Source organism: Psychrobacter sp. PSP (assembly GCF_024085615.1).
In the GTDB taxonomy this organism is placed as follows: domain Bacteria; phylum Pseudomonadota; class Gammaproteobacteria; order Pseudomonadales; family Moraxellaceae; genus Psychrobacter; species Psychrobacter pacificensis.
The window spans coordinates 60,339-82,340 of sequence record NZ_JABLTF010000019.1; the positions used below are offsets into that span (position 1 = coordinate 60,339).

Sequence of the window (22,002 nt, forward strand, 5' to 3'; positions counted from 1 at the left end):
ATTGCTATAAGTGAGATGTCATGTCCGTCTATACCCAGTTAACCGATGATCAGTTTGCCGCCTTTTGCCAAAGTTTTGGCGTATCGTTTGCCCGCGCGATTCCGATCACTCAAGGTATTAAAAACTCAAACTGGTTTATTCAAACGACTGACGATGTAGACGGCACCTACTCTTACGTGTTTACATTATTTGAAGAGCGTCCTCCTGCTGATATCGAAAAAATGGCCGTTATCCTCAATCAGTTAAATGGCAAATTACCAGTCGCCGCACCGTTAGCCGTTATTGAGTCAAATGGTTCGCGAACAGATGGTGATGATAAACGCTATGTCATCCATTATGAAGACAAAGCCATCACTTTAGTGCCGTGTCTAGCAGGCTCACATCCCGAGCAAACTACGCAAGCGATGTGTCACGATATTGGCGCAGCATTGGCGACGCTACATGAGACGCTGCAAGCATTGCAGCCAAGTGAGCAGTACGGCGTGCCTTTGTATCCATGGAGCGACGTGCGTGACCGTGAAATGCAGTTCATGCCAGGTGACGAAGCCAAGCTGATGAGCGATATTTGGCGCGCTTATTCAGAGCTGCCATTAGATACCTTGCCAAAAGGTCTATGCCATTTAGATATGTTTGCCGACAATACCTTATGGAATCTACAAAAAGGCGAGGCGCGTCTGACAGGTCTACTAGACTTCACCGAAGTCAGCGTCGAGCATTACGTGATGGATATTGCGATCACTATCAATGATTTTTGTACCACGTGGGGCGGCGCAGAACAAGGTGAATCTGTGAACTTTGACCGCAGTAAAATGGCAGCGTTCTTACAAGGTTATGAATCGATACGTCCACTCAATGGTGAGGAAAAACGTGCACTACCTGTGATGCTAGCAAAAGCGGCCGTGATTTTTTGGTTATTGCGCCTCAATGTGATTCATTACAACCGTACCGAAGGTCGTACGGGTGATAACATCATGGTCAAAAACCCTGACCTAATGAAGCGTCTGGCCGCTTACCATTGGGCGCATGTTGAAAAGTCGCAAAACACCGTATTTGTACTATTAAGCAAACCAGACAATCAAATAGTCGGTGTGTTTAGCAGTATTACCCAAGCTGAGCAAGCACATGATCACTTAACCAACACCAATGATTTTACGATTGAAACATATACGTTAGACCAATTGGCATAAGTATGTTTTACTCAGGTATGTACCTACCAACACTTTGAAGGCGATCCCATGACCGATCACGTTGACAACTGGCACAAACTGGCGCGCTTTGATACCAATATACAAGGCGAGCTGCATGCCAATCTATTACGTAATAACGGCATAACCGTGTCCTTGCAGCCGCTCAGCGCAATCCCTGGTATGAACTCGGGTATCGTTCTCTGGGTAGAAGACACCGTCTTGGCAGAAGCTCAGCGCATTTTGGATACCATCCCAACTGATGGTGCCGCTTTGCTTGATGAGATGAGTGATGCTGACTTTGATGCGCTATCTGCCAATCAAAGCAATGCTACTCAAGGCAATGCTACTCAAGGCAATGCTACTCAAGGCAATGCTACTCAAGGCAATGCTACTCAAGGTAACTCAATAATAGATGACAATAACGGCGGTACTTTATAAATGTGTCAACTCTTAGGAATGAACTGTAATACCCCAACAGATATTGGTTTTAGCTTTGCAGGGTTTCGCAAGCGCGGCGGTATGACGGACAGTCATGAAGATGGCTTTGGTATTGCGTTTTTTGAGCGCAGCGAATGCAGCAATAATGACAAAACCAATGATGAGACGGCAAATGACTCAACGGGTCTGCGTTTGTTTCATGATAATCGTCCAAGCCATCTATCGCCAGTCGCTGATTTGGTTAACAACTATCCAATCAAAGCCATGAACGTTATTGCGCATATTCGTAAAGCGACGCAAGGGCAGAACTGCTTGGCAAACACCCATCCATTCGTCCGTGAAGTCTGGGGCGAACAGTGGGTATTTGCGCACAATGGACAGATGAATAGCGAATTTATCAAACGCTGTCAGCGCTTGCAAGACAACGGCAATGCCGCGCATTGTCAACCAGTAGGCAGTACTGATTCTGAGATGGCATTCTGCTATTTGGTCAATCGTTTAAAGAGCAGCTTTAAAACCCGTCCTGATGACAAGACACTGTTTAATTTTTTGACCACGCAATGTCGCTATCTATCGGCCAATGGGTTATTTAATTGCTTAATATCCAATGGCAGGTGGCAACTGGCGTATGCAGGTAGCTTACTGTTTTATCTCACGCGCAAAGCGCCATTTGGTGAAGCCAAACTGGCGGACGATGATATGGCGATTAATTTTAGCGATGTCACCACCGATACCGATAAGGTGACGATTTTGGTGACCGTGCCATTGACTGAAAATGAGAAGTGGCAGCAGCTCGCCGTCAATGAATGCTTAATCTTTCAAGATGGTGACGTCATTTATAAAGACAGCCCAAGTCAGCGCAAGTTTTTGACCGTTGAGGAAGGGATTGCGATTGCAAGGGAAGTTGGGGCGAGTGTTTAGCGGTCAATGGATATCTAACGTTGTTTAAATATAAACCCCACAACACCGCTTAAACTTCTCCCCTGAGCCACAAATACACGGCTGTTTTTGGCTCACGTTCATGCGCACGGTCGGGTCGATAAAGTACCAGCGTGCATCTTGATTAGTTTTGTTTGTAACCTTTACGAAAGCAGACAACTCGTGGTGCGCTTGTATTTTTCCTGCTAAATCATTTGTATTATCTTTGGTATTAAAATAAGCCTTAAACTCAACCTGTGCATGTCTTTTACCAAGCTTTGGCTTGTGTTCTACAATCTCTAATCCTGCCCAATCGGTCTTGGTGGCCCATTCCTCAATTGCTGTCACATCAAGTAAGCTTTGCTGCGCGGGTAGTGTGGTTTTGACGATGTATTCTGGCTTGATAAGCACAAAAGCGCTATAACGCGTGCACATCAGCCGCTCCGCCGTTTCTGCCTGTACGCCGTCAGTTTTATCCGCTTCTTTATTTAACAGGCTGTCATGATAAGGCTGACAGCAGTCTTTATAAAGTAGGGGCGCGGTGGTGGTTTCTGACGCGGGGTTGATTTGGCAAGGGCAGGTTTGGAGGGCGGCAGAAGTCGACATAGTGTACTCTCATTATTTATCATTTTTTGCTGGTAGAGGCGGCCTTAACTTCGCCAGCCTTTTATCAATTCTGGCCATAGACCGAGCTTAAGCTTTGCCCAAGCTGCAGGATCACTGACCTGTTGCCAAAAGGTGTCAAACGGCGGCGCGATATATAACAATAACGCCAAAATAACGTATAGCAGCAAATACCACCATTTGTCTTTATGCTGATAAAACTTCATCGCCGTACCCGACGAGCGCTTCATTTTCATATTGGACAAATTGACGCTATACAATTCGTCCAATGATAAATGCACCATCGCGCCACCAAATAAAAACAGACCATAAAACCAACTGGTTGTCAGCGGTAGATGCAGACCATAATAGCTTAGACAGGTTAACCCCAGTCCAAGTATCGCCATATAAGGCACAGAGTGGATAACGCCGCGATGTACGGTCATGGTGGTAAAAATATGAAAGATCACATAACGCATAAAACCATAACCCGCCAGCCATAATGCGATCAATGCGAGCAAGCTCAAATCACTACGCCAATGCATGACCAAGCCAAAGGCAAAGACAAACGAGGTAATATTAAAACCCAGCTTAATCGGTGTTGAATTATCTGAATCCAAATCTGGTAGCAATCCACCGATGGTACCAAGCGCCACGCATACTAAAAACCCTGAATCATCAATCAATCCAGCTTTATAAACCGTCAAACTCAGGGTGCCGCTGACCATAAAAGCGACATTTAAGTGGGTATTAAAATTTGCCATAAAAACTCATCAATAAAGAGCGCGCGAACACAACGTTTCGAGCTGCCCGTCTAGCCGTAAAAAAGCGCACCATGATACCATAGAGTAGCCAGACATCTAACAGAGATAGCCTTTAAGAGATAGCGCCTATGCCTGCCAGTGATTTACCTACCAAACCTGATTCTAACGCCTGTATTGAGCCGCCTTCTAAAATAGAGGGCACACTTGATAACAGCTTTGCTGAGATTGATTGGCAAGCGCCGTGGCTGTTGCACATTACTCAACGACATTACTTGAGCACCACTATTGAGCACCTTAGTAGACCAAGTCAGCAGATGAATAACTTAAGTGAATCGAGTAGTTTGGATAATGCAGAAAGTCTAGATACGCATGGTATCAATGCTTGTAACATCAGCACGCCTGACACGATTGCCAACGTCTTAAAAACGGCGATGCAGCAGCAGGCCAATCATTTAGAGCAGCCATTACCGCAGACCAAACCTACCCATAACCAAACGCCTCAAACGCTACAGTTTGTCTCTCAAAATGCATTGCCCGATGGCGAGGCTTACGAAAGTTTTATCGGCAGTACGGGCAATATCCCGACGCGTGATAACTTACACGACTTATTTAACGGCAGTATTTGGCTGACTTTTCCTAAGACCAAAGCCCTGCTAAACCACTATCATATGCTTGAGATTGAGCAGCAAGGGGTCGGTGCCAGTCGAGGGCGGGTGCGCGATACCATCACTGTGTTTGATGAAAACGGCGCGGTATTGGTTACCGCCAATCCTAGTATTGGCGAGGCGTTGATTGGCTTTGACTGGCAGGGCAGTTTGGTGCAGCCGCGCACGCAGTGGGATGACCCTACAAGTCCTAGTCCAAACGCGCAAGCGGTGGTTTATATTTTTGGTCATGCTCTCCTTGAGCAATTGATAACGCCGCGTAAGCCCTTGTGCGCGCATAGTGTGGTCATCAGCGTCGGCCAAGATTTCTTTGCCTTGTCAACGCAGCAGCGCATCGCCTTTTTGGATAATAAATTGGCTGATTATATGAATGAATTATTATCAAAGGACACAGTCACACCGTGTCATTTATCGCCATTGCCCATTTTAGGTGTGCCGCATTTTTGGGCCGAGAATGAAGATTCTCATTTTTATGATGATGCATTTGTGTTTCGTAGTGGTCGCCGTAAAAAATAATAAAAATGGATTTGGCTAGCCTCTCATTAATAAAGCGCTAACACATTGTTACAGTTACGATTGTGCCACGATTTGACTACGTCCAGACGTTAACAAAGTACTATATATTTGTTATGGTAAAAACAAGCTGATGTCAGGTCTTACAAGCACTTTTACAGCTTGGGTTGATGAAACATATATCTTAGGATTTTGTCTTACATGGTTTTGTAATAATGAATGTTTTTAGTGCCTACTTTGACACAGTGTTTCTTTAATAAACCACCATTTATTGAGCCACCAATATCCACATAAATGCTAAATTGTAACTGGCCATTTATGTTTAGGATTTATAACAACGATAAGGAAGCTACCATGAGTGATATTTTTAATGTAAAAGACACCATTTCGGTCGATGGCAAGGAGCATGCCTATTATAGCTTGCCCAAACTTGCCGAGACTTACGACAATATCAATACGCTACCATACTGTATGAAAGTTGTACTAGAGAACCTATTGCGTAACGAAGATGATGGTCAGTCTGTCGGCAAAAACCACATCGAAGCAGTGGCCAACTGGGACGCTGGCGCTGAGGCGTCCAAAGAGATTGCCTTCATGCCAGCACGGGTAGTGCTGCAAGATTTCACCGGCGTGCCATCAGTCGTCGATCTGGCAGCGATGCGTGATGCGGTAGTGGAGCTTGGCGGTCGTGCTGAGCAAATCAACCCATTTATTCCTAGTGAGCTGGTCGTTGACCACTCGGTACAAGTGGATGCTTATGGCCGTGAGGATGCGCTGGATCTCAACGAAAAGATTGAGTTTAAGCGTAATAATGAGCGTTATGAGTTCTTACATTGGGGCCGTAATGCCTTTGAGAACTTTGTCGTTGTCCCGCCCGCGACGGGTATCGTGCACCAAGTCAACCTTGAGTATCTTGCGCGCGTAGTCATGGCAGCGGATGTCGATGGCGAGCTGACCGCCTATCCTGACACGGTATTTGGTACCGACAGTCACACGACGATGATTAATGGTATCGGTGTGCTTGGTTGGGGCGTTGGCGGTATCGAAGCTGAAGCGGCGATGCTCGGTCAGCCGTCTTCGATGCTCATCCCGCAAGTGGTTGGCTTTGAGCTGACAGGCAAACTCAGTGAAGGCGTCACCGCAACGGATCTCGTCTTGCGTGTGGTCGAGATGCTACGAGCACATGGCGTGGTCGGTAAGTTTGTCGAATTCTACGGTGAAGGCTTGCATCAAATGCCATTAGCGGATCGGGCGACGATTGCCAATATGTCGCCAGAATATGGCGCGACTTGTGGTATCTTCCCGATTGACCAAATGGCGATTGACTATCTGCGTCTATCAGGCCGTGACGAAGCGCAAATTGAGCTGGTCGAAAAATATGCCAAGGCGCAAGGCTTATGGCATGATGCCGATACGCCAGCGGCGACTTACTCGAGCAAGCTAGAGCTCGATCTATCGTCAGTACAACCAGCATTAGCAGGGCCGAACTTGCCGCAGCAGCGTATCAACCTGTCTGATATGCATGAGAAGTTTGGCGAAACGCTAGAAAAAATGACCAAAGACCGCAAGTCAGAAGTCGAAGGCAAAGTACGCTTTGACCAAGAAGGCGGCGAGCAAGAGCAAGCGGAACACTTGGCAGCTGAACCAAAGATCGACGTTGACACCGAAACTGACGATAGCAAAGGCTACCAGCCAGCCAATAACGTGTTCTCAAGCGTTAATATTGACGAAAAAGAGCACAAATTGCGCGATGGTTCAGTCGTGATTGCCGCTATTACCTCTTGTACCAACACCTCGAACCCAGCCGTCATGATTGGTGCTGGATTGGTCGCCAAAAAGGCCGCTGCCAAAGGCCTCAAAGCCAAGCCTTGGGTTAAGACCTCATTGGCACCTGGGTCAAAAGTAGTCACCGATTATCTTGAAAAAACCAAACTGATGGATGAGCTCGAAAAAACAGGTTTTTATTTGGTCGGTTACGGTTGTACCACGTGTATTGGTAATTCAGGTCCGCTTCCTGATGTGATCGAAAAAGGCATCGAAGAGAACGATTTAGTCGCTGCCGCGGTCTTGTCAGGTAACCGTAACTTTGAAGGTCGTATTCACTCACACGTCAAGGCCAGCTACCTAGCATCGCCGCCATTGGTTGTCGCTTATGCCTTAGCAGGTACAGTCGATATTGACTTGACTACCCACCCACTCGGTCAAGACCAAGACGGCAATGATGTCTATCTAAAAGACATTTGGCCAACGTCAGATGAGATCAACGAGCTGATTGCCAATAATATCGATGCTGATATGTTCCGTAAAAACTATGGTGAAGTGTTCGACGGTAGTAAAGAGTGGAACGCGATTAGCTCAGCCGATAGCCAGCTATATCCATGGGATGAAGGCTCAACGTACATCAAAAATCCACCGTTCTTCGATGGTATGACCATGGAGCCAGAGGGTATCCCTGATATCGAAGGTGCGCGTATCTTAGGTCTGTTTGGTGACTCAATCACCACCGACCATATCTCACCTGCGGGCAATATTGATCCAAATTCACCAGCAGGTAAGTACCTGCAAGAGCGCGGCGTCATGGAAGCGGACTTCAACAGTTATGGCTCACGCCGTGGTAATGATGCAGTCATGACTCGTGGTACCTTTGCCAATATCCGTATCAAAAACCAAATGATGGGCGGCAAAGAAGGCGGTTATACCTATTACTTCAAAGATGATAAGTCGACGCTACAAGATGGCGAAGAAATGGCTATCTATGATGCAGCGATGAAGTATAAAGAAGACAAGCGTCCGCTCGTCGTCCTCGGCGGGGCGGAGTATGGCTCAGGCTCTAGTCGTGACTGGGCAGCGAAGGGTACCATTCTGCTTGGTGTCAAAGCGGTACTCACCACTTCATTTGAGCGTATTCACCGTTCAAACCTAGTTGGTATGGGTGTGCTGCCATTGACTTTCAAAGATGGCGAAGACGCTCAAACCTACAAGCTCGATGGCTCTGAAGTACTGAGCATCACTGGCCTAAACAATGGCGAGAGCAAAACCGCTCAAGTCACTGCCACCCGCGCCGATGGCTCGACCGAAACCTTTGAGGTCAATGTCGGCCTACAGACACCAAAAGAGCGCGAATACGTGCGTCATGGTGGCGTGTTGCACTATGTACTGCGTCAATTGGCAAGCGAGAGCAAAGAAGCAGGCTAATCGCTAGTTATACTCAATATGGAATGTAAGTATCATAAAAAATGCTCAGCCGATTGGTTGAGCATTTTTTTGTCCGCTACGATTTTCATATCAGCATCATATATCGCTGAATAGGTTCAATCTGTACTTGCATACAACCGATCTCTGACCATGACTAAAGCTGACAATGCTGCTTGCTCATTGGGTACATCAGGCAACTGACTGCGCTCAAAAGCGGTGGCAATCTGGATGCTTAGATGATCAGCCTGTTCCAATAGTTCGTTGTACTCACTTTGACCTGCTTTGATGCTCAGCAACGCATCACGATTAGGACGCTCGACGATGACTTTGCCAGTCGTGGCAATATCGTATGCCATCTCAAGTAGACGAATGGTATGCATCATATTTTTAGCATCATATTCTTTGGCGTGAGCAATGGTAGATTGATAGCGCGTTTCATTGCGGTTAGCAACCCACTGCCAGTATTCTTTATAGTCTCGGCAGTATTTACTATAGCCTTGCTCATTAAACGACAGATAAGCGATAGGCGTCATACCTTTTGGAATGGCACTTAGGCGCAGCTGAGTGGCATCTGCATGCTGATACAAGCCCGAAAATCTAAGTGTCTCAGTTTTATCAATATACATGGCATACATGTGCGTCGCTTTTGCCATCGCTGCCAGTCCAATACTTCGCTGATCGATTGCGGTTTTCTGTAACCACTCGTTCAGCGGCATACTACGCCCATCTATAAATACGCTGCAAAATTCTAAAATGGATTTTTTTTCACGGTCCATCGGATTGACGATCTTTTTGTTTAATCCGCGTGCTTTTTTGATTTGACTACTCGCAAAGCCTGCGAAGGTTTTTTGACACAATTTGCTAATGAACCAATCAGCAGAAAAATGTGCCATGAGCGGATGTTGATATAGGATGTGCTCGGCTGGTGTGGCAAGCAATTCCATCATATTGGGATTGTTTTGCAGCAACAGCTCAATATAGCGTCCAAGCTCATAGTAGACGATATCATTGCTACGATTACTGACTTGCGCGATATAGTCGCCGTGGCGAGCAAAGTAATAAGACTTTGGCAGATAAAACACGCCTTTGATGTCAGTGTCTGAATCGGCGGTCGCGAGGCCATAAGCGCGACTACCTGAGACGCACTCTAAGAGAATCAGCCCTTCAGCTTTGAGGCGCTCTATGGTTAAAGGGGCTGCTGGCATAACGGGCTTCTCTTTTTTTGATATTGAATGTGTCATCTATATTGGTTGCCATTTAACCTAAATATTAGCCATATACTGTTATATCGAGCGTACAACGCTACGATAAAACGCATTTAAGGGGGCAATATCGGAAGCCGTGGTGGGTGCAAAAGTGGGGTTGTCGATGCTGGCGCGTAGTGATGCAATCGCGTTGATCATTATTGGTGAAAGCTGGTGTATGTAACTTTCATCTTGCGTGCGCTTGATATCAATCAAGGTTAGTATCTCAGTTTGCACTTTTTGCTCAAACAGCTCAAGCATCTGCTTCATGATGACTGGCGGCGGCGTATGCATTGTTAATATCCACTTTGCCGCAAGCAGTGCGCGCAGTAAGTAAAACACTTTTTTGAGGCGCACAGGTGCATTAAGGTCGAGATCACGACTGGCATTTTTTGCCATACCGAGGTAATGGTGAAACACGGTGATAGGTTGAAAATAGTCTATGCTCAATGCTTGCAAGTGTGCCATTAGGTCGGTCTGCTGCTCATAAACAATAGGTGAGTGTAGCCATTCAAATACCACTGCATTGGATTTATAGAGTAGCTGTAGAGCTTTTTTGATGTCCCAGCCACCAATGTCAAATGGTACTGAGAGCAGATCGTTTTGGATAAACTCAAACGTGTCTTTACCCTCAAACAAACTCAAGTACCAGTCAGACGGTTGGCAATACAGCAGACGGACATCATAGTCGCTATCAGGTGAGGCGAAGCCCCATGCACGGCTGCCACTTTCAATAGCGTGCAGACAAGTAATCTGCCGCATCTGACAAACCTGCTGTATGGCTTGAATAATTTGATCGGTATCGTTGTTTTGCATAGAAGATATCATCGGCGGTTGTTTGTTAATGAGTATACAACAGCATAAAGGAGATGTGCGGTAATGATGAAATAGCAATCTTGATATATTAGGATGAGATAGTAAATTATTATTGCTATGGACTAATTTCCAACATACCCCAACTCAAAAATTACTCAACCCTTCTCAGTCAATAACTTAATCCCCAGCCCAATAAACACCATACCGCTGACTCTATTTAACATTGTTTCAATAGAGGGGTTTTCCCGCAAGCGTGTACTAAATCGCGCCGCCAATAGCGCCAAACATAAGCACCATATAAAGCCAGTGGTAGCAAAAGTCAGTCCCAACATCAAAAATGACAGCATGCCATAAGCATAACTAGGGTCGATAAACTGCGGAAAGAACGCAATAAAAAACAAGGCAACCTTTGGATTAAACACATTGGTCAACATGCCTTGCTGATAGATTTTCCACCCGTCTAAGGCCTTTTGGTTAGTCACATTCTGAGCTTTAGACAAACTGTTTGCGATTGAGTTCGAGTTTTTGCTCGTTAGCATTTTAAAGCCTAGATAACACAAGTAAGCCGCACCGATATATTTAACAAGCATAAAGGTGGTAGGGGAGTTGGCGAGTAGGACTGACAATCCTAGTGCTGCCAATAGTGTATGTACCAAAGTGCCCGAGGTAATGCCCAATACAGAATATATTCCTGCGGCTTGCCCTTGCGAGACACTACGAGTGATGATATACATGCTATCAGTGCCGGGCGTGAGGTTCAATAAAATAGCCGCTAGGACAAACCCTAGGTAGTTTTCAATACCAAACATAGCCAATACCTTCCTTTAATAGCACCAAAAATTCATACGTCGTAGGACATTTTTATATTGTACAGAATACTTATGGAGTAGATAGTAGCGAGCATTGAATAGCTTGGCAATAGCGCGGATAGCTATGAAAAGAACTGCGTTAAGATATATTAGAGAAATGACAGACGTAAAAAAGCCCAGACACCGGATGATGAATGGGCTTTTTTATTGTTCGCTTATTAGTCTGATCTGATGCTAAGCAAAAGGGCTAATAAGTGACGCCGAATAGTGGCGTCCCCAGGGGGATTCGAACCCCCGTTACCGCCGTGAAAGGGCGGTGTCCTAGGCCTCTAGACGATGGGGACGCATAGAGTGTTATAACCAGTGGTTACAACGGTACTTCACAATATCAGATAGCTTATCTATTAATAATAGAGCAAGCCTTGCCTAGGTGCTGATATCGTCCTACTAGCGAGTATTTACGATTACGTTTCAGTAATACTGAGCGTTGCTATAAATAAAGTATGGTGGAGCTAAACGGAGTCGAACCGTTGACCCCTTGCATGCCATGCAAGTGCTCTACCAACTGAGCTATAGCCCCTCGCTAAGAGTGTGCGTATTTTATGTAAGAGCGGCAGTCTTGTCAACCACTATTTTAAAAATAATTCATAAATATGCAAAAAAAAGCGTTTTAGCCTATTTTAAAGGCTAAACAAACCCAAATTAGCGTGGATTTTGCTTAAGCGCGATCTCTTTGATGGCTTTATCGGTATAAAACTCTGCTTCGCTACAATCAGAAAAAATAATCGCACAGCATTCCGTTGGCACATATTGACCGCCTTTTTCTCGGATTGTTCTGATACTTTTGACCCCAATGATGTCATATTTGCCTAATTTATCTAGATTATGCTTGGTATAACCGCAGTAAGTGCGGTATATCCATTTTAAATCTTCAAAATCCTGACCTGTGGTTAGGGTAAGGTTTGCCTCAAAAAGCTCTTTTACGATGGTATCGTAGTATTTTTGCGCTTCTTTTAGGGTGTTAAACACATAATCTTTGCTTTCTATTATGACGGTTTTGGCGGCCATGTTCATTTCCAATCGATAATTTTAAGTAAATATCAGTGCTAAGACAAGACTGGGCAGTCATCACCTTACTATGCTAATAATGTCTTACAAATTATTTGCTCTACATCTTTTAGAAATCAGCTTTTCCTTCAAAAAAATAGCAAAATGACCAATGTAGTGTTTTACCGCTTCTAGAACGTTCCTGAGTAACCTTAACAATATTTTTTGTTTCGATGTTTTGATAAGTTAAATTAGAGCCTCTATCAATGTCACATTGATTGTCATTTCTCTCATCAATATTTCTTTTTTCTTTGATAAGCTCCCATTTTTCAGAATTTTTAAACCTGTTATTTAACTGTGTACCACTAGTTTTCACTGGGATAAGACCATAGTTTTTACCTTTAAAAGTATCAATGTACTTATCAACTCTATAATATCCTTCTTCCATATAATATTATCCTATGTTTTTATCTAAGCTTTATAGAGCAGATTGAATTTGAAAATGACGTGAAATTAGCTTTTGCAAACCCACGTCATAATTTGATCCATTTTAAGTTTTTAACTACTCAACAGCCAAAAAGTCTGGCAATTCTGCCGCTTGTTTCTCAAGTTTTTTCAATTTCTTTTTACCGAGGCCGCCTAATACATCAACTGCATGACGCAAGCGAGTCAGAGTCATGTCAGCACCGATAATCGCCATAGAGTTCATGACTGGCGTCGATGAAGTGCTACCAGCAATCGCGATAAAGAACGGCGCCATAAAGTCACGCATCTTGATATCAAGGTGAGCAGCAAGGCCTTTTAGTGTGGCATAGATGTTTTCTTCTGACCACGTTGGTAGGGTCTCAAGCTGCCAAAGTGCTAATTGCAGCATTTCGATAATCTGCTCAGGCGAGAGTGACTTATGGGTAAAGCTCTCAGCGTTGATGTCAGGTAGGTTTTGGAAGTAGAAACCACCCCAATTAACCGCATCAGACAATAGCTCGATACGTGGCTGAATCGCCGCGGCGATAGCAGTCAGCTTGTCACTGTTGCTGGCCCATTCAAGGATTTTATTTTTTAGCTCTTCAGGGGTGAGCGCGCGTAGCCACTCGCTATTGACCCAGTTGAGCTTTTCGATATCAAAAATCGGACCACCAAGCGACACACGCTGAATATCAAAGCTTGCAATCATCTCATCTAAGGTAAATTTCTCAGCATCATTGGGCATGGAGTAACCCATACGACCGAGATAGTTGAGTAACGCTTCAGGCAGCACGCCTGCATCACGATAGTAAGTGATAGAGGTTGGGTTTTTGCGCTTAGACAGTTTTGATTTGTCAGGGTTGCGCAGTAGCGGCATGTGGCAGAGGGTCGGCATTTCCCAGCCAAAGTAGTCATATAGCAGCTGATGCTTGGGCGCAGAGTTCAGCCACTCTTCACCGCGCATGACGTGAGTGATTTCCATCAAGTGGTCATCGACGACGTTGGCGAGATGATAGGTTGGCATACCGTCTGTTTTTAGCAGTACTTGCATGTCGACTTGGGTCCAAGGGAACTCAACCGTACCGCGTAGCATGTCTTGTACCTGACAGGTGCCTTCGGTCGGCACGCGCATACGAATCACGTGTGGTTTGCCCTCGCTTACTAGTTGCTCGGTTTTTTCTGGAGCAAGATGTGCGCAGCGACCGTCATAACGCGGCGTCTCGCCATTGGCCATTTGCTCAGCGCGCATGGCATCGAGCTCTTCAGGGGTACAAAAACAGCGGAACGCATGGTCTTTTTCTATGAGTATCTCGGCGTGTTTTTTGTAGATATCACTACGCTCGCTCTGACGATAAGGGGCGTGCGGGCCGCCAATATCTGGACCCTCGCTCCAGTCTAGGCCAACCCAGTGCAAGGCATCCAAAATCATTTGCTCTGATTGCTCAGTCGAGCGCGTCTGATCAGTGTCTTCGATACGTAAGATAAATTCGCCGCCATGTGCTTTGGCAAAAGCCAAGTTAAATAGTGCAATATAGGCCGTGCCTACGTGTGGAAAGCCAGTTGGTGATGGGGCGATACGCGTGCGTACAGGGCGCTTGCTGTCAGTAGAGGTTTGCATGATAAAAGTCTCAAAGTTTACTATCAATATAGGCTATTAGTATAAATAGCGATGAAAGATATGAAGAGGGTGTTAAGAAATAGCGTAAAATATAGCGCTAGTATAACAGAGACATGTGATATTTTTAATGAAAAGCCCTTCTAGTGCTTGACTACCCGTGTATCCTTGCGATAATAATGCTAGGCAAGTCATAACTTGTTTATTTTCATCCAATTACTGGCCAGTATGGTCGTCATCTATTGAGTTGTTTGTGTCCCTATCTAAATCTAAGTCAAATGCTAACGCTAACCATTCTTCAGTCGCGGCTGCTCCTAAGCCTGCGATCAGCCCCTCTTCGATAGAAAATGATGCAGCTCAAAACCTGCAATCGTCAATGGAAGATTCTGCCCCGTCTAATAAGCTGGATTTTGTCCACGATGCGGTGCTGCTAGAGGAGACCGTCGCTGCCGTGCTAGGGGTAAAATCCCTACCCAAGCAAAAAGACGGCGACCAAAATGGCTTAAATATAAGCGGTATATACGTTGATGCGACCTTTGGTCGTGGCGGTCATAGCAGGTTACTATTAAGTCAGCTTGCCGATGACGCCACACTGATTGTCTTTGACAAAGATCCGACAGCCATTAGTGTGGCGCAGGAATTGGCAAGTAAAGACAGCCGTGTGCATGTGGTTCATGACAGCTTTGCAACGTTGACAGATAGTCTGGCTGCTATGGGCATTAGTGAAGTGGATGGCTTGATGGCGGATTTGGGTATTTCATCACCGCAAATTGATGATGGTAGCCGCGGTTTTAGCTTTATGCGCGATGGGGCAGTGGACATGCGTATGGATACCAGTCGCGGCCAGTCAGTTGCCGAGTGGCTTGAGCAGGTTGACGATGAGACATTGGCCAATGTGCTTTATGAATTTGGTGAAGAGCGTCATAGTCGCCGTATTGCTCGCGCTATCAAGCAAATGGACAGCTACGAGTCTACGCTTGAGCTGGCAGAGGTAATCAAAGAGGCGCATCCCAATTGGCAACGCGGCAAGCACCCAGCCACGCAAAGCTTTCAGGCCATGCGTATTTTTATTAATAATGAGCTGGGCGATGTTGACGACTTTTTAGCGCAAAGTATTGCTATCTTAAAGTCAGGCGGGCAGCTTGCGGTCATTAGTTTTCATTCATTAGAAGATCGCCGTATTAAGCAGTTTTTGCAGCGACATAGCAAAGGGCAATATCCAGAAGATGAAAATCTACCGATGCCGCCCAATCGTCCGCGCTATTTTAGCAAGCCAAAACGCGTTGGCCCCAGCAAAGCTGAAACGAGCCAAAACCCGCGCGCGCGCAGTGCATGGTTGCGTATGGCAACTCGCACCGACACAGAGTATCAGCAGACGGCCGCGCCATAAATCATGGATGAAAACACGGAGTAAATCGCATATGATTGCTATTGTTTGTCTGAATGATGCATAAATGTCTTAATCGCTACGCCACTGTTAAAAAGCTGTAAATATTGTCTGTTAGGCTCAGCAAATAATTTTCCGTCATTTATTAGTTGAGAGTGTCTGAGATATCAAGCGACTCAGTCATTCTTTACTCTAAAATAACGTGATTATTTATTCGACCTATTCGACTTTGCAAGATAGCAGGTTTAGTAAGACAGCAGGTTTTGATATGACATATCGCTATAGCGGCAGGCTGTTGCCGCTATAAGACGGTCATCTTTGGTTTTATTTTTATCAATGGTATGGCTGAGCAATGATGCGTTCATTGCTTGCAGACCATTATCTACTTTATCGTTTACGTTCACTTTTTGAGATCGTCATGGCAATATCTGACAAACCTGCAAACCGCCGCACCGCCGCGCCCTATAACACCGATATCGGCGAGCTATTCGTGCGTCGGTTCAATGTGGTGAGCATTTATGTGGTCGTATTACTGCTCTTGGCAGCTGCAATCGTATGGAGCGGCATCAAGACTGCCGAAGCCGTTCAGCAATATCATCAGGATTATAAAACCTTGCAAGACATGAAAAAACAAGAGCGTAAGCTACAAATAGAACATCAGCGTCTATTGATTGAGCAGCAAACCTTTAGCGCCACGCCGCAAATCGCCAGTCGTGCAGTGGCGGAATTGGGTATGTACTCACCGACACTAAAGGATAAGCTGATTATTCAGCCTGGTGTCGCCACCGCCTTGGCACCAGTAGTCTCTGATGACGACGATGAGTTAGATTTAGATGTGGTCGGACCACGAGCTTCTACCGATATCTCCCCTGAAGAACCGGTAGCGGAGGCAGGACAATGAGCGACAAAAAACCTAAATCCACATCAGCAAAAAATACCAGCAAAAAACCAGCCAGTGGCAAGGTGACCAAACCATTACGCCGTGCGAGCGCTGCCAAATCTGGACAAACGAGTGATAAAGCGGCAGGCAGTCGTAAAGCCAAATTATTTGATCGTATCAAAAAGAGTGACACGAAAGGGACGCATGCTAGTGCCAGAAACCCAAAGAGCAAAAGAGGGTTTTTGGGTAAAGCCTCTGGCGCCTCGTCTCGTGGCGGCTTTGAGCAGGATAAAAACCGTTTTCGTACCGTTTGGGGTTTGGCGCTGGTTATATTGGTGCTATTGATTGGCCGTGCCTACTATATTCAGGTGGCCAACGCGCAGTTTTATCAAGACAAAGGTAATGAGCTCATTACCAGTGAGCGTACGCAAAAATCCTATCGCGGTATGATTACTGACCGTAATGATTTACCACTTGCAGTGAGCGCACCGCTGGCGACCGTGTCATTTAGCCCGCATGATTACGCGAGCGAATACTACGAGCTCAAACGTATTATCTTGACCAATCCTAACAGTCCACAATTGCAGGCGCGTATGCAAAAGCGTTTGGACAATATGGATCTGACGACGCTGGCTGCGGCTGCCAACATCTCTGTCGATGAGCTAAAAAAAGCCACGGCAATCGATGACAGTATTGATGTGACCGATGAAGCAGCAGTCAAAGCGGCGCTGCCCTCTGGTGCAGGCTCGCATTATTTACCCCTTCTCAATAAAGTCACACCTGAGATTGCACAAAGTGTTAGCTCGCTTGATTTCCCTGGTGTCCATGAGAAAAACTTCTTTCAGCGTTATTATCCGCAGCCGCAGTCTAATGCGCAGCTGTTAGGATTTATGGGGCAAAACGCCAACGACCCTGAGGGTGGTTACGAAGGACGTGCTGGTATTGAGCGCCAGTATGAAAAAGATTTAGCAGGCGACGATGGCAAAGTGCTTGTTTTAAAAGATGCCAAACAAAACAGCTTAAAAGAGATCAAGCAACTTGAACCTGAGATACCAGGCAAAGATGTGGCACTGACGATTGATTCGCGGTTGCAATACTTGCTCTACAAAGAGCTAGAAAAAGCAGGGCGTCTGCAAAAAGCGCGCTGGTCGACGGGTATGATCGTCGATGTACAGACTGGTGAAGTACTGGCGCTCTCCACATGGCCATCATTCAACTCAAACAATCTCAATGAGATGACCGGTGAAAACCAGCGTAACCGTGCGCTATTGGATGTGTTTGAACCCGGTTCAGTGATGAAGCCCTTTACCGTTGCGGCAGCCTTAGATTCAGGCAAATATACGCCGACCACTTTAATTGACACCAATCCTGGCTCAATTCGCGTGCGTGGCTATACCATCCGCGATCATAATAACTTGGGCATGATCAACATGGCGACGCTATTACAGAAGTCTAGTAACGTGGCTTCAACTAAGATTGCGTTGTCGCTACCGCCTGATGCCATTACTAATATGCAACGACAGTTTGGCTTTGGTTCAAAAACGCCTTTACAGTTCCCAGGTGAGGGCAGTGGTCTGATTGTGACGCCAAAAGAGAAAGAGACGTCACGCCGTGCGACAGTCAGCTATGGTTATGGTTTACAAGTGACACTAGCGCAGGTAGCGCAGGCTTATTCAGCCCTCGCAGCAGGCGGAGTGATGCACCCGTTGACTTTGATCAAAGATGACAAACCGCAACCAAGCAAACGCATTATGGCGCGCGAGCAGGCGATGTCTATTGTACAGATGCTTGAGAGCGTGACCGAGGCAGGTGGAACAGCTAGAGCCGCCGCCATTGACGGATACCGTGTGGCAGGCAAGACGGGTACCTCGCGCCGTATCAACCCAGAGGGTGGCTATTATTCTGACCAGTATCGCAATGTCTTTGCTGGTATGGCACCAGCGTCTAATCCAAAGCTTGTGGGCGTCATGCTTATTGAAGATCCGCGCGGTCAGATTTATGCGGGTCTAACGGTCGCACCTGTGTTCCACAACGTGATGAAAGAAGCGTTACGATTGTATAATGTGCCTTTAGATAAGCCGCTCAAAACAGAACCACAGTAGGCGTTCAATGATTTTAAGTAGTCAGCTCTTTAAGGGCTGATTTGTATTAACTGTTTAGGATTTGCTCATGACCATGCCTACCTTATCGCCAAATAGCGCCACTGTTACGACGGCCACTCTACAGCAGCTTATCGATACTAGCGATAATAGGCTGGCGCAACAGCTAACCGCGATGATCGCAGCATCGGTTCAACAGGCGTCGAGTCAGTCAGGGGCGGATCAGATTCAATCAATTGCTCATATTCCTTTTCAGCAGTTCCAACTAGACAGCCGTCAACTATCCAATAATGACGTATTCATCCTTTTAAAAAGCCACAATCCAAATCACCAAAAGAGCCGAAATTATTTGCTACAAGCCGCTGAGAAGGCTGCTTTTGTCCTCTCAGAGATGGATCCTGCTGCCTTGATTAGCGAAGCAAATACCCCTCTGAAGATGGATGGTGAGTCTAACGCACAGCAGCAATTAGCAGCGCTGCCGTGCCCAATCTTATACGTCCCTAATATTCGTGATTTCTTAGGCAGCTTAATCCAAGCATATTTGCAATATCAGCAGCCAGTGACCCTGCCAAAGGTAGTCGCTGTCACGGGCACCAATGGTAAAACCACCATCAGTCAATTGGTGGCACAGCTGACCCAATTAACAGGCATGAGCAGTGCAGTGATGGGTACGGCAGGTAATGGTCGCCTTGGCGCTTTGGTGCAAGCCAGCCATACCACTGGAGACGCCTTGGCTGTACAGCAGTTTTTGTATCAAATGGGTACCGAGAATGCTGAAATATTGGCATTAGAGGCCAGCTCTCATGGTCTGGATCAGCAGCGTTTACAAGGCGTGCCAGTTAGCATTGCGATTTATACCAATCTGAGTCGTGACCACTTAGACTATCATGCTGATATGGAAGAATACGCGTCTGCCAAAGCCAAACTATTTGATAAAGCTCACTTCCCAGATTTGACCCATGCCATCATCAACGTCGATGATGAACATGCTCATATTATGTTGGATACAGCCACTGCTAGTGACTTGACGGTATGGACGTATAGTCTAGAGTCTGCAACATCTGCTACTTTTGTCGCTGCTGATATCGAGCCAAGTCTACAGGGCGTCAAGATAAGTCTGCGTACTGACTTTAATGATAAAACAGTTGGTGATGAGAAAACGGATATTATCGAGATTGTCAGTCCACTATTAGGGCGCTTTAATGTTGCTAATTTGCTTGCCGCTATCGCAGCAGCAGTAGCGACTGGTACTGTTGCTGGTACTAAGTCTGCTACTAAGTCTGCTACTGATTCAAATGTGGATATTGGACGCATTGCGACTGCGGTCACGCAGCTACAAGGTGCAGTTGGGCGTATGCAGCGCGTGCCATCGAATGATGGCTGTTTTATCGTTGATTATGCGCATACGCCAGATGCCTTAAGTCAAGTGCTGGCGAGCCTGAAAACTCACTGTAAAGGCCAGCTATGGGCAGTGTTTGGTTGTGGCGGTGACCGTGATGCAGGTAAGCGCCCACTGATGGCGCAAGCGGGCCTCACAGGTGCTGATCAAGTTGTCTTGACCGCTGACAATCCACGTACCGAAGACCCTAATGCCATCTTACAGGATATGCAGGCTGGGATGAGTGCTGAGCAATATCAACGTACGCATATAGAACCTGCTCGCCAAAAGGCCATTGAATATGCCGTCAGTCAGGCAGGTCCAGACGATATTGTCGTCATCGCCGGTAAAGGCCATGAGACCTATCAAGAGATTAATAACGTCCGTTATGATTTTGATGACAGTGTGATTTTGCAGCAGGCGTTAGCGCAAGCGGGCCGTATATAGTCGAGTGATTATCGATACCCCTATTATCAAAAAATTAAACATTAAATATAAAAATTGAGTAGTCATTATATAAGGTAACCATTATGACAGCCGACAACGATAACACCATCCAGTCGCAAGGGCTTTATGTCTGGCAAATGGATAATATGCTCGAGGCGACAGCGTCGCTCGATGGTCACTGGCAATTGCCACAAGACTATACAGATGCAGGCCAGCCAGCCCTAGCCAGTCAGCGTATTGCGACCGATACCCGTACGATAAAGCCTGGTGATATCTTTTTGGCGTTACGTGGTGAGAACTTCGATGGTCATGACTATATCGATATGGCAGCATCAAAAGGGGCCATTGCTGTCATTGTGTCTCGTCCTATCTTATCTGAGTCAAATGCGATTCCGCAGCTGGTTGTCAGTGATACCCGTTTGGCGTTAGGGCAGCTGGCAAGCTATCGTCGCCAGCAGCACCAAAATCTGACCGTGATTGCCATTACAGGCTCTAGCGGCAAGACCACTTGTAAAGAGATGCTGGGTAGTATTTTTGGTCGCCTTGCACCGACATTGATTACCCGTGGCAATCTCAATAATGATTTGGGTGTGCCCATGATGCTGCTTGAGTTATCAGACCATCACCGCTATGCCATTTTAGAATTGGGTGCCAACCACATTGGTGAGATCGCCTATACGACTGAGATTGTGCGCCCTGATGTGGCCTGTATCCTAAATATTGGTACGGCTCATCTGGGTGAGTTCGGTAGCCGTGAAGGTATTTGCCAAACCAAGGCGGAGATTTATCACACCTTAACGGATGCGCAGTTTGCGATTGTTCCTGATAAAGACGATTTTACCAATCAGTTACGCCGCATTGCTGAAAAGCACACGTCACATGTGATTGGGTTTGGTAATACCGATGTCAGCGCAAGCCATTTAGATGTAGAACCAGAGCGTAGTGAGTTTAAGCTACATATCGGTAATCAGATTCATGATATCAATTTGCCATTAGCAGGCGAACACAATGTCAATAATGCTTTGGCTGCTGCAGCCTGTGCGCATGCATTAAATATCAACGTCAGTGATATTGTTATCGGCCTTGAAAACGCGCGTCCAGCCAAAGGTCGTCTGAACAGTCAGATACTGGGTAAGCACCGTCTGATTGATGATACGTATAACGCCAATCCACACTCGGTACGCGCCGCTGCCAAAGTATTGGCTGCACAAACGGGTACGCAAGTGATGGTGTTGGGTGATATCGGCGAGCTAGGAGAGGCGGCAGTTAGTGAGCATCAAAGCCTCGGCCGTACTATCGCGACCACAGGTATCGATGTGCTGCTCTGTGTTGGCGAATATGCCAAGGCCACCGTTGCTGGTGCGAAAGAGGTTGCTGATATCAATGCTCAGGCATTCGCAGACAAAGACAGTTTATTACAGTATTTACAGCCGTATTTGCAAGCGCAACAAGCCAAGCCTTGTACTGTGTTGTTCAAAGGCTCGCGTTCCATGACAATGGAAACACTTATTCATGCGCTAGTAGAGGAGTAG

At 46.1% G+C, this 22,002-nt stretch carries 19 protein-coding genes and 2 tRNA genes; 10 read left to right on the forward strand and 11 right to left on the reverse strand.

Annotated features, from left to right (window positions below; genetic code table 11):
• The first annotated feature begins 20 nt into the window (after positions 1–20).
• From HL061_RS09120 to HL061_RS09130, 3 genes are read left to right on the forward strand one after another with little or no spacing between them, the layout of a single operon-like run.
• Positions 21–1,187 carry a homoserine kinase gene (locus HL061_RS09120; protein ID WP_071002745.1) on the forward strand — a complete coding sequence of 389 codons (1,167 nt, stop codon included), beginning with the start codon at positions 21–23 and terminating at the stop codon, positions 1,185–1,187.
• Between the two features lie 48 nt (positions 1,188–1,235).
• Entirely contained in the window at positions 1,236–1,625 is a 390-nt protein-coding gene (locus HL061_RS09125) for a hypothetical protein (protein ID WP_240365614.1), read from the forward strand.
• Positions 1,626–2,546 (forward strand): class II glutamine amidotransferase, encoded by a 921-nt coding sequence (locus tag HL061_RS09130; RefSeq protein WP_071002746.1) that lies wholly within the window; start codon positions 1,626–1,628, stop codon positions 2,544–2,546.
• Between the two features lie 24 nt (positions 2,547–2,570).
• On the opposite strand, the gene HL061_RS09135 is transcribed toward HL061_RS09130, so the two are convergent.
• Together HL061_RS09135 and HL061_RS09140 are read right to left on the reverse strand one after the other, a co-directional pair.
• A complete protein-coding gene (locus HL061_RS09135; protein WP_071002747.1) occupies positions 2,571–3,149 on the reverse strand; it encodes a YchJ family protein in 579 nt (192 codons plus the stop codon).
• Between the two features lie 44 nt (positions 3,150–3,193).
• On the reverse strand, positions 3,194–3,910 hold the full coding sequence (locus HL061_RS09140; RefSeq protein WP_071002748.1) for a metal-dependent hydrolase: 717 nt from the start codon (positions 3,908–3,910) through the stop codon (positions 3,194–3,196).
• Positions 3,911–4,038: 128 nt separating this feature from the next.
• Here HL061_RS09140 and HL061_RS09145 point away from each other — a divergent pair, with 128 nt between their 5' ends.
• Positions 4,039–5,091: a DUF3025 domain-containing protein gene (locus HL061_RS09145; RefSeq protein WP_252962752.1), complete on the forward strand. Its 1,053-nt coding sequence runs from the start codon at positions 4,039–4,041 to the stop codon at positions 5,089–5,091.
• 351 nt (positions 5,092–5,442) lie between these two features.
• Positions 5,443–8,283: an aconitate hydratase gene (locus tag HL061_RS09150; RefSeq protein ID WP_252962753.1), complete on the forward strand. Its 2,841-nt coding sequence runs from the start codon at positions 5,443–5,445 to the stop codon at positions 8,281–8,283.
• 116 nt (positions 8,284–8,399) lie between these two features.
• Here HL061_RS09150 and HL061_RS09155 read toward each other — a convergent pair whose 3' ends face one another.
• The 8 genes from HL061_RS09155 to gltX all read right to left on the reverse strand — a co-directional run bounded on the left by HL061_RS09155 (position 8,400) and on the right by gltX (position 14,285).
• Positions 8,400–9,488, reverse strand: a complete 1,089-nt coding sequence (locus HL061_RS09155) for a nucleotidyltransferase domain-containing protein (protein WP_071002750.1) — start codon at positions 9,486–9,488, stop codon at positions 8,400–8,402.
• A gap of 78 nt (positions 9,489–9,566) precedes the next feature.
• On the reverse strand, positions 9,567–10,343 hold the full coding sequence (locus tag HL061_RS09160) for a nucleotidyltransferase domain-containing protein (RefSeq protein ID WP_197496655.1): 777 nt from the start codon (positions 10,341–10,343) through the stop codon (positions 9,567–9,569).
• A gap of 155 nt (positions 10,344–10,498) precedes the next feature.
• Positions 10,499–11,152, reverse strand: a complete 654-nt coding sequence (locus tag HL061_RS09165) for a LysE family translocator (RefSeq protein ID WP_071002751.1) — start codon at positions 11,150–11,152, stop codon at positions 10,499–10,501.
• A 268-nt stretch (positions 11,153–11,420) separates the two neighbouring features.
• Positions 11,421–11,496: transfer RNA gene (locus tag HL061_RS09170), tRNA-Glu, on the reverse strand.
• A 160-nt stretch (positions 11,497–11,656) separates the two neighbouring features.
• A tRNA-Ala gene (locus HL061_RS09175) sits at positions 11,657–11,732 on the reverse strand.
• A gap of 122 nt (positions 11,733–11,854) precedes the next feature.
• On the reverse strand, positions 11,855–12,220 hold the full coding sequence (locus HL061_RS09180) for a hypothetical protein (RefSeq protein ID WP_252962754.1): 366 nt from the start codon (positions 12,218–12,220) through the stop codon (positions 11,855–11,857).
• Positions 12,221–12,329: 109 nt separating this feature from the next.
• Positions 12,330–12,647, reverse strand: coding sequence for a hypothetical protein (locus tag HL061_RS09185; RefSeq protein WP_071002753.1), 318 nt, complete (start codon positions 12,645–12,647; stop codon positions 12,330–12,332).
• A gap of 114 nt (positions 12,648–12,761) precedes the next feature.
• Entirely contained in the window at positions 12,762–14,285 is a 1,524-nt protein-coding gene (gltX, locus tag HL061_RS09190; protein WP_252962779.1) for a glutamate--tRNA ligase, read from the reverse strand.
• A gap of 370 nt (positions 14,286–14,655) precedes the next feature.
• Between gltX and rsmH the strand changes: the two genes are divergently transcribed.
• Positions 14,656–15,669, forward strand: coding sequence for a 16S rRNA (cytosine(1402)-N(4))-methyltransferase RsmH (gene rsmH / locus HL061_RS09195; RefSeq protein WP_093070121.1), 1,014 nt, complete (start codon positions 14,656–14,658; stop codon positions 15,667–15,669).
• A gap of 242 nt (positions 15,670–15,911) precedes the next feature.
• On the opposite strand, the gene HL061_RS09200 is transcribed toward rsmH, so the two are convergent.
• Entirely contained in the window at positions 15,912–16,070 is a 159-nt protein-coding gene (locus HL061_RS09200) for a hypothetical protein (RefSeq protein ID WP_167669394.1), read from the reverse strand.
• A gap of 14 nt (positions 16,071–16,084) precedes the next feature.
• On the opposite strand from HL061_RS09200, the gene HL061_RS09205 reads away from it, so the two are divergent.
• The 4 genes from HL061_RS09205 to murF all read left to right on the forward strand — a co-directional run bounded on the left by HL061_RS09205 (position 16,085) and on the right by murF (position 22,002).
• Positions 16,085–16,567 carry a cell division protein FtsL gene (locus HL061_RS09205; protein WP_093070187.1) on the forward strand — a complete coding sequence of 161 codons (483 nt, stop codon included), beginning with the start codon at positions 16,085–16,087 and terminating at the stop codon, positions 16,565–16,567.
• Positions 16,564–18,648 (forward strand): penicillin-binding protein 2, encoded by a 2,085-nt coding sequence (locus HL061_RS09210; RefSeq protein WP_071002756.1) that lies wholly within the window; start codon positions 16,564–16,566, stop codon positions 18,646–18,648. Before HL061_RS09205 ends, HL061_RS09210 begins: the two co-directional genes overlap by 4 nt.
• A 67-nt stretch (positions 18,649–18,715) precedes the next feature.
• Positions 18,716–20,470, forward strand: coding sequence for a UDP-N-acetylmuramoyl-L-alanyl-D-glutamate--2,6-diaminopimelate ligase (locus HL061_RS09215; RefSeq protein ID WP_252962755.1), 1,755 nt, complete (start codon positions 18,716–18,718; stop codon positions 20,468–20,470).
• Positions 20,471–20,553: 83 nt separating this feature from the next.
• Complete coding sequence (murF, locus tag HL061_RS09220; RefSeq protein WP_252962756.1) at positions 20,554–22,002, forward strand: UDP-N-acetylmuramoyl-tripeptide--D-alanyl-D-alanine ligase; 1,449 nt, start codon at positions 20,554–20,556, stop codon at positions 22,000–22,002.

Coding starts and splice junctions, on each gene's coding strand:
- HL061_RS09120 (WP_071002745.1), top strand. CDS start 21: ATGTCCGTCTATACCCAGTTAACCGATGATCAGTTTGCCGCCTTTTGC.
- HL061_RS09125 (WP_240365614.1), top strand. CDS start 1,236: ATGACCGATCACGTTGACAACTGGCACAAACTGGCGCGCTTTGATACC.
- HL061_RS09130 (WP_071002746.1), top strand. CDS start 1,626: ATGTGTCAACTCTTAGGAATGAACTGTAATACCCCAACAGATATTGGT.
- HL061_RS09135 (WP_071002747.1), bottom strand. CDS start 3,149: ATGTCGACTTCTGCCGCCCTCCAAACCTGCCCTTGCCAAATCAACCCC.
- HL061_RS09140 (WP_071002748.1), bottom strand. CDS start 3,910: ATGGCAAATTTTAATACCCACTTAAATGTCGCTTTTATGGTCAGCGGC.
- HL061_RS09145 (WP_252962752.1), top strand. CDS start 4,039: ATGCCTGCCAGTGATTTACCTACCAAACCTGATTCTAACGCCTGTATT.
- HL061_RS09150 (WP_252962753.1), top strand. CDS start 5,443: ATGAGTGATATTTTTAATGTAAAAGACACCATTTCGGTCGATGGCAAG.
- HL061_RS09155 (WP_071002750.1), bottom strand. CDS start 9,488: ATGCCAGCAGCCCCTTTAACCATAGAGCGCCTCAAAGCTGAAGGGCTG.
- HL061_RS09160 (WP_197496655.1), bottom strand. CDS start 10,343: ATGCAAAACAACGATACCGATCAAATTATTCAAGCCATACAGCAGGTT.
- HL061_RS09165 (WP_071002751.1), bottom strand. CDS start 11,152: ATGTTTGGTATTGAAAACTACCTAGGGTTTGTCCTAGCGGCTATTTTA.
- HL061_RS09180 (WP_252962754.1), bottom strand. CDS start 12,220: ATGGCCGCCAAAACCGTCATAATAGAAAGCAAAGATTATGTGTTTAAC.
- HL061_RS09185 (WP_071002753.1), bottom strand. CDS start 12,647: ATGGAAGAAGGATATTATAGAGTTGATAAGTACATTGATACTTTTAAA.
- rsmH (WP_093070121.1), top strand. CDS start 14,656: ATGGAAGATTCTGCCCCGTCTAATAAGCTGGATTTTGTCCACGATGCG.
- HL061_RS09205 (WP_093070187.1), top strand. CDS start 16,085: ATGGCAATATCTGACAAACCTGCAAACCGCCGCACCGCCGCGCCCTAT.
- HL061_RS09210 (WP_071002756.1), top strand. CDS start 16,564: ATGAGCGACAAAAAACCTAAATCCACATCAGCAAAAAATACCAGCAAA.
- HL061_RS09215 (WP_252962755.1), top strand. CDS start 18,716: ATGACCATGCCTACCTTATCGCCAAATAGCGCCACTGTTACGACGGCC.
- murF (WP_252962756.1), top strand. CDS start 20,554: ATGACAGCCGACAACGATAACACCATCCAGTCGCAAGGGCTTTATGTC.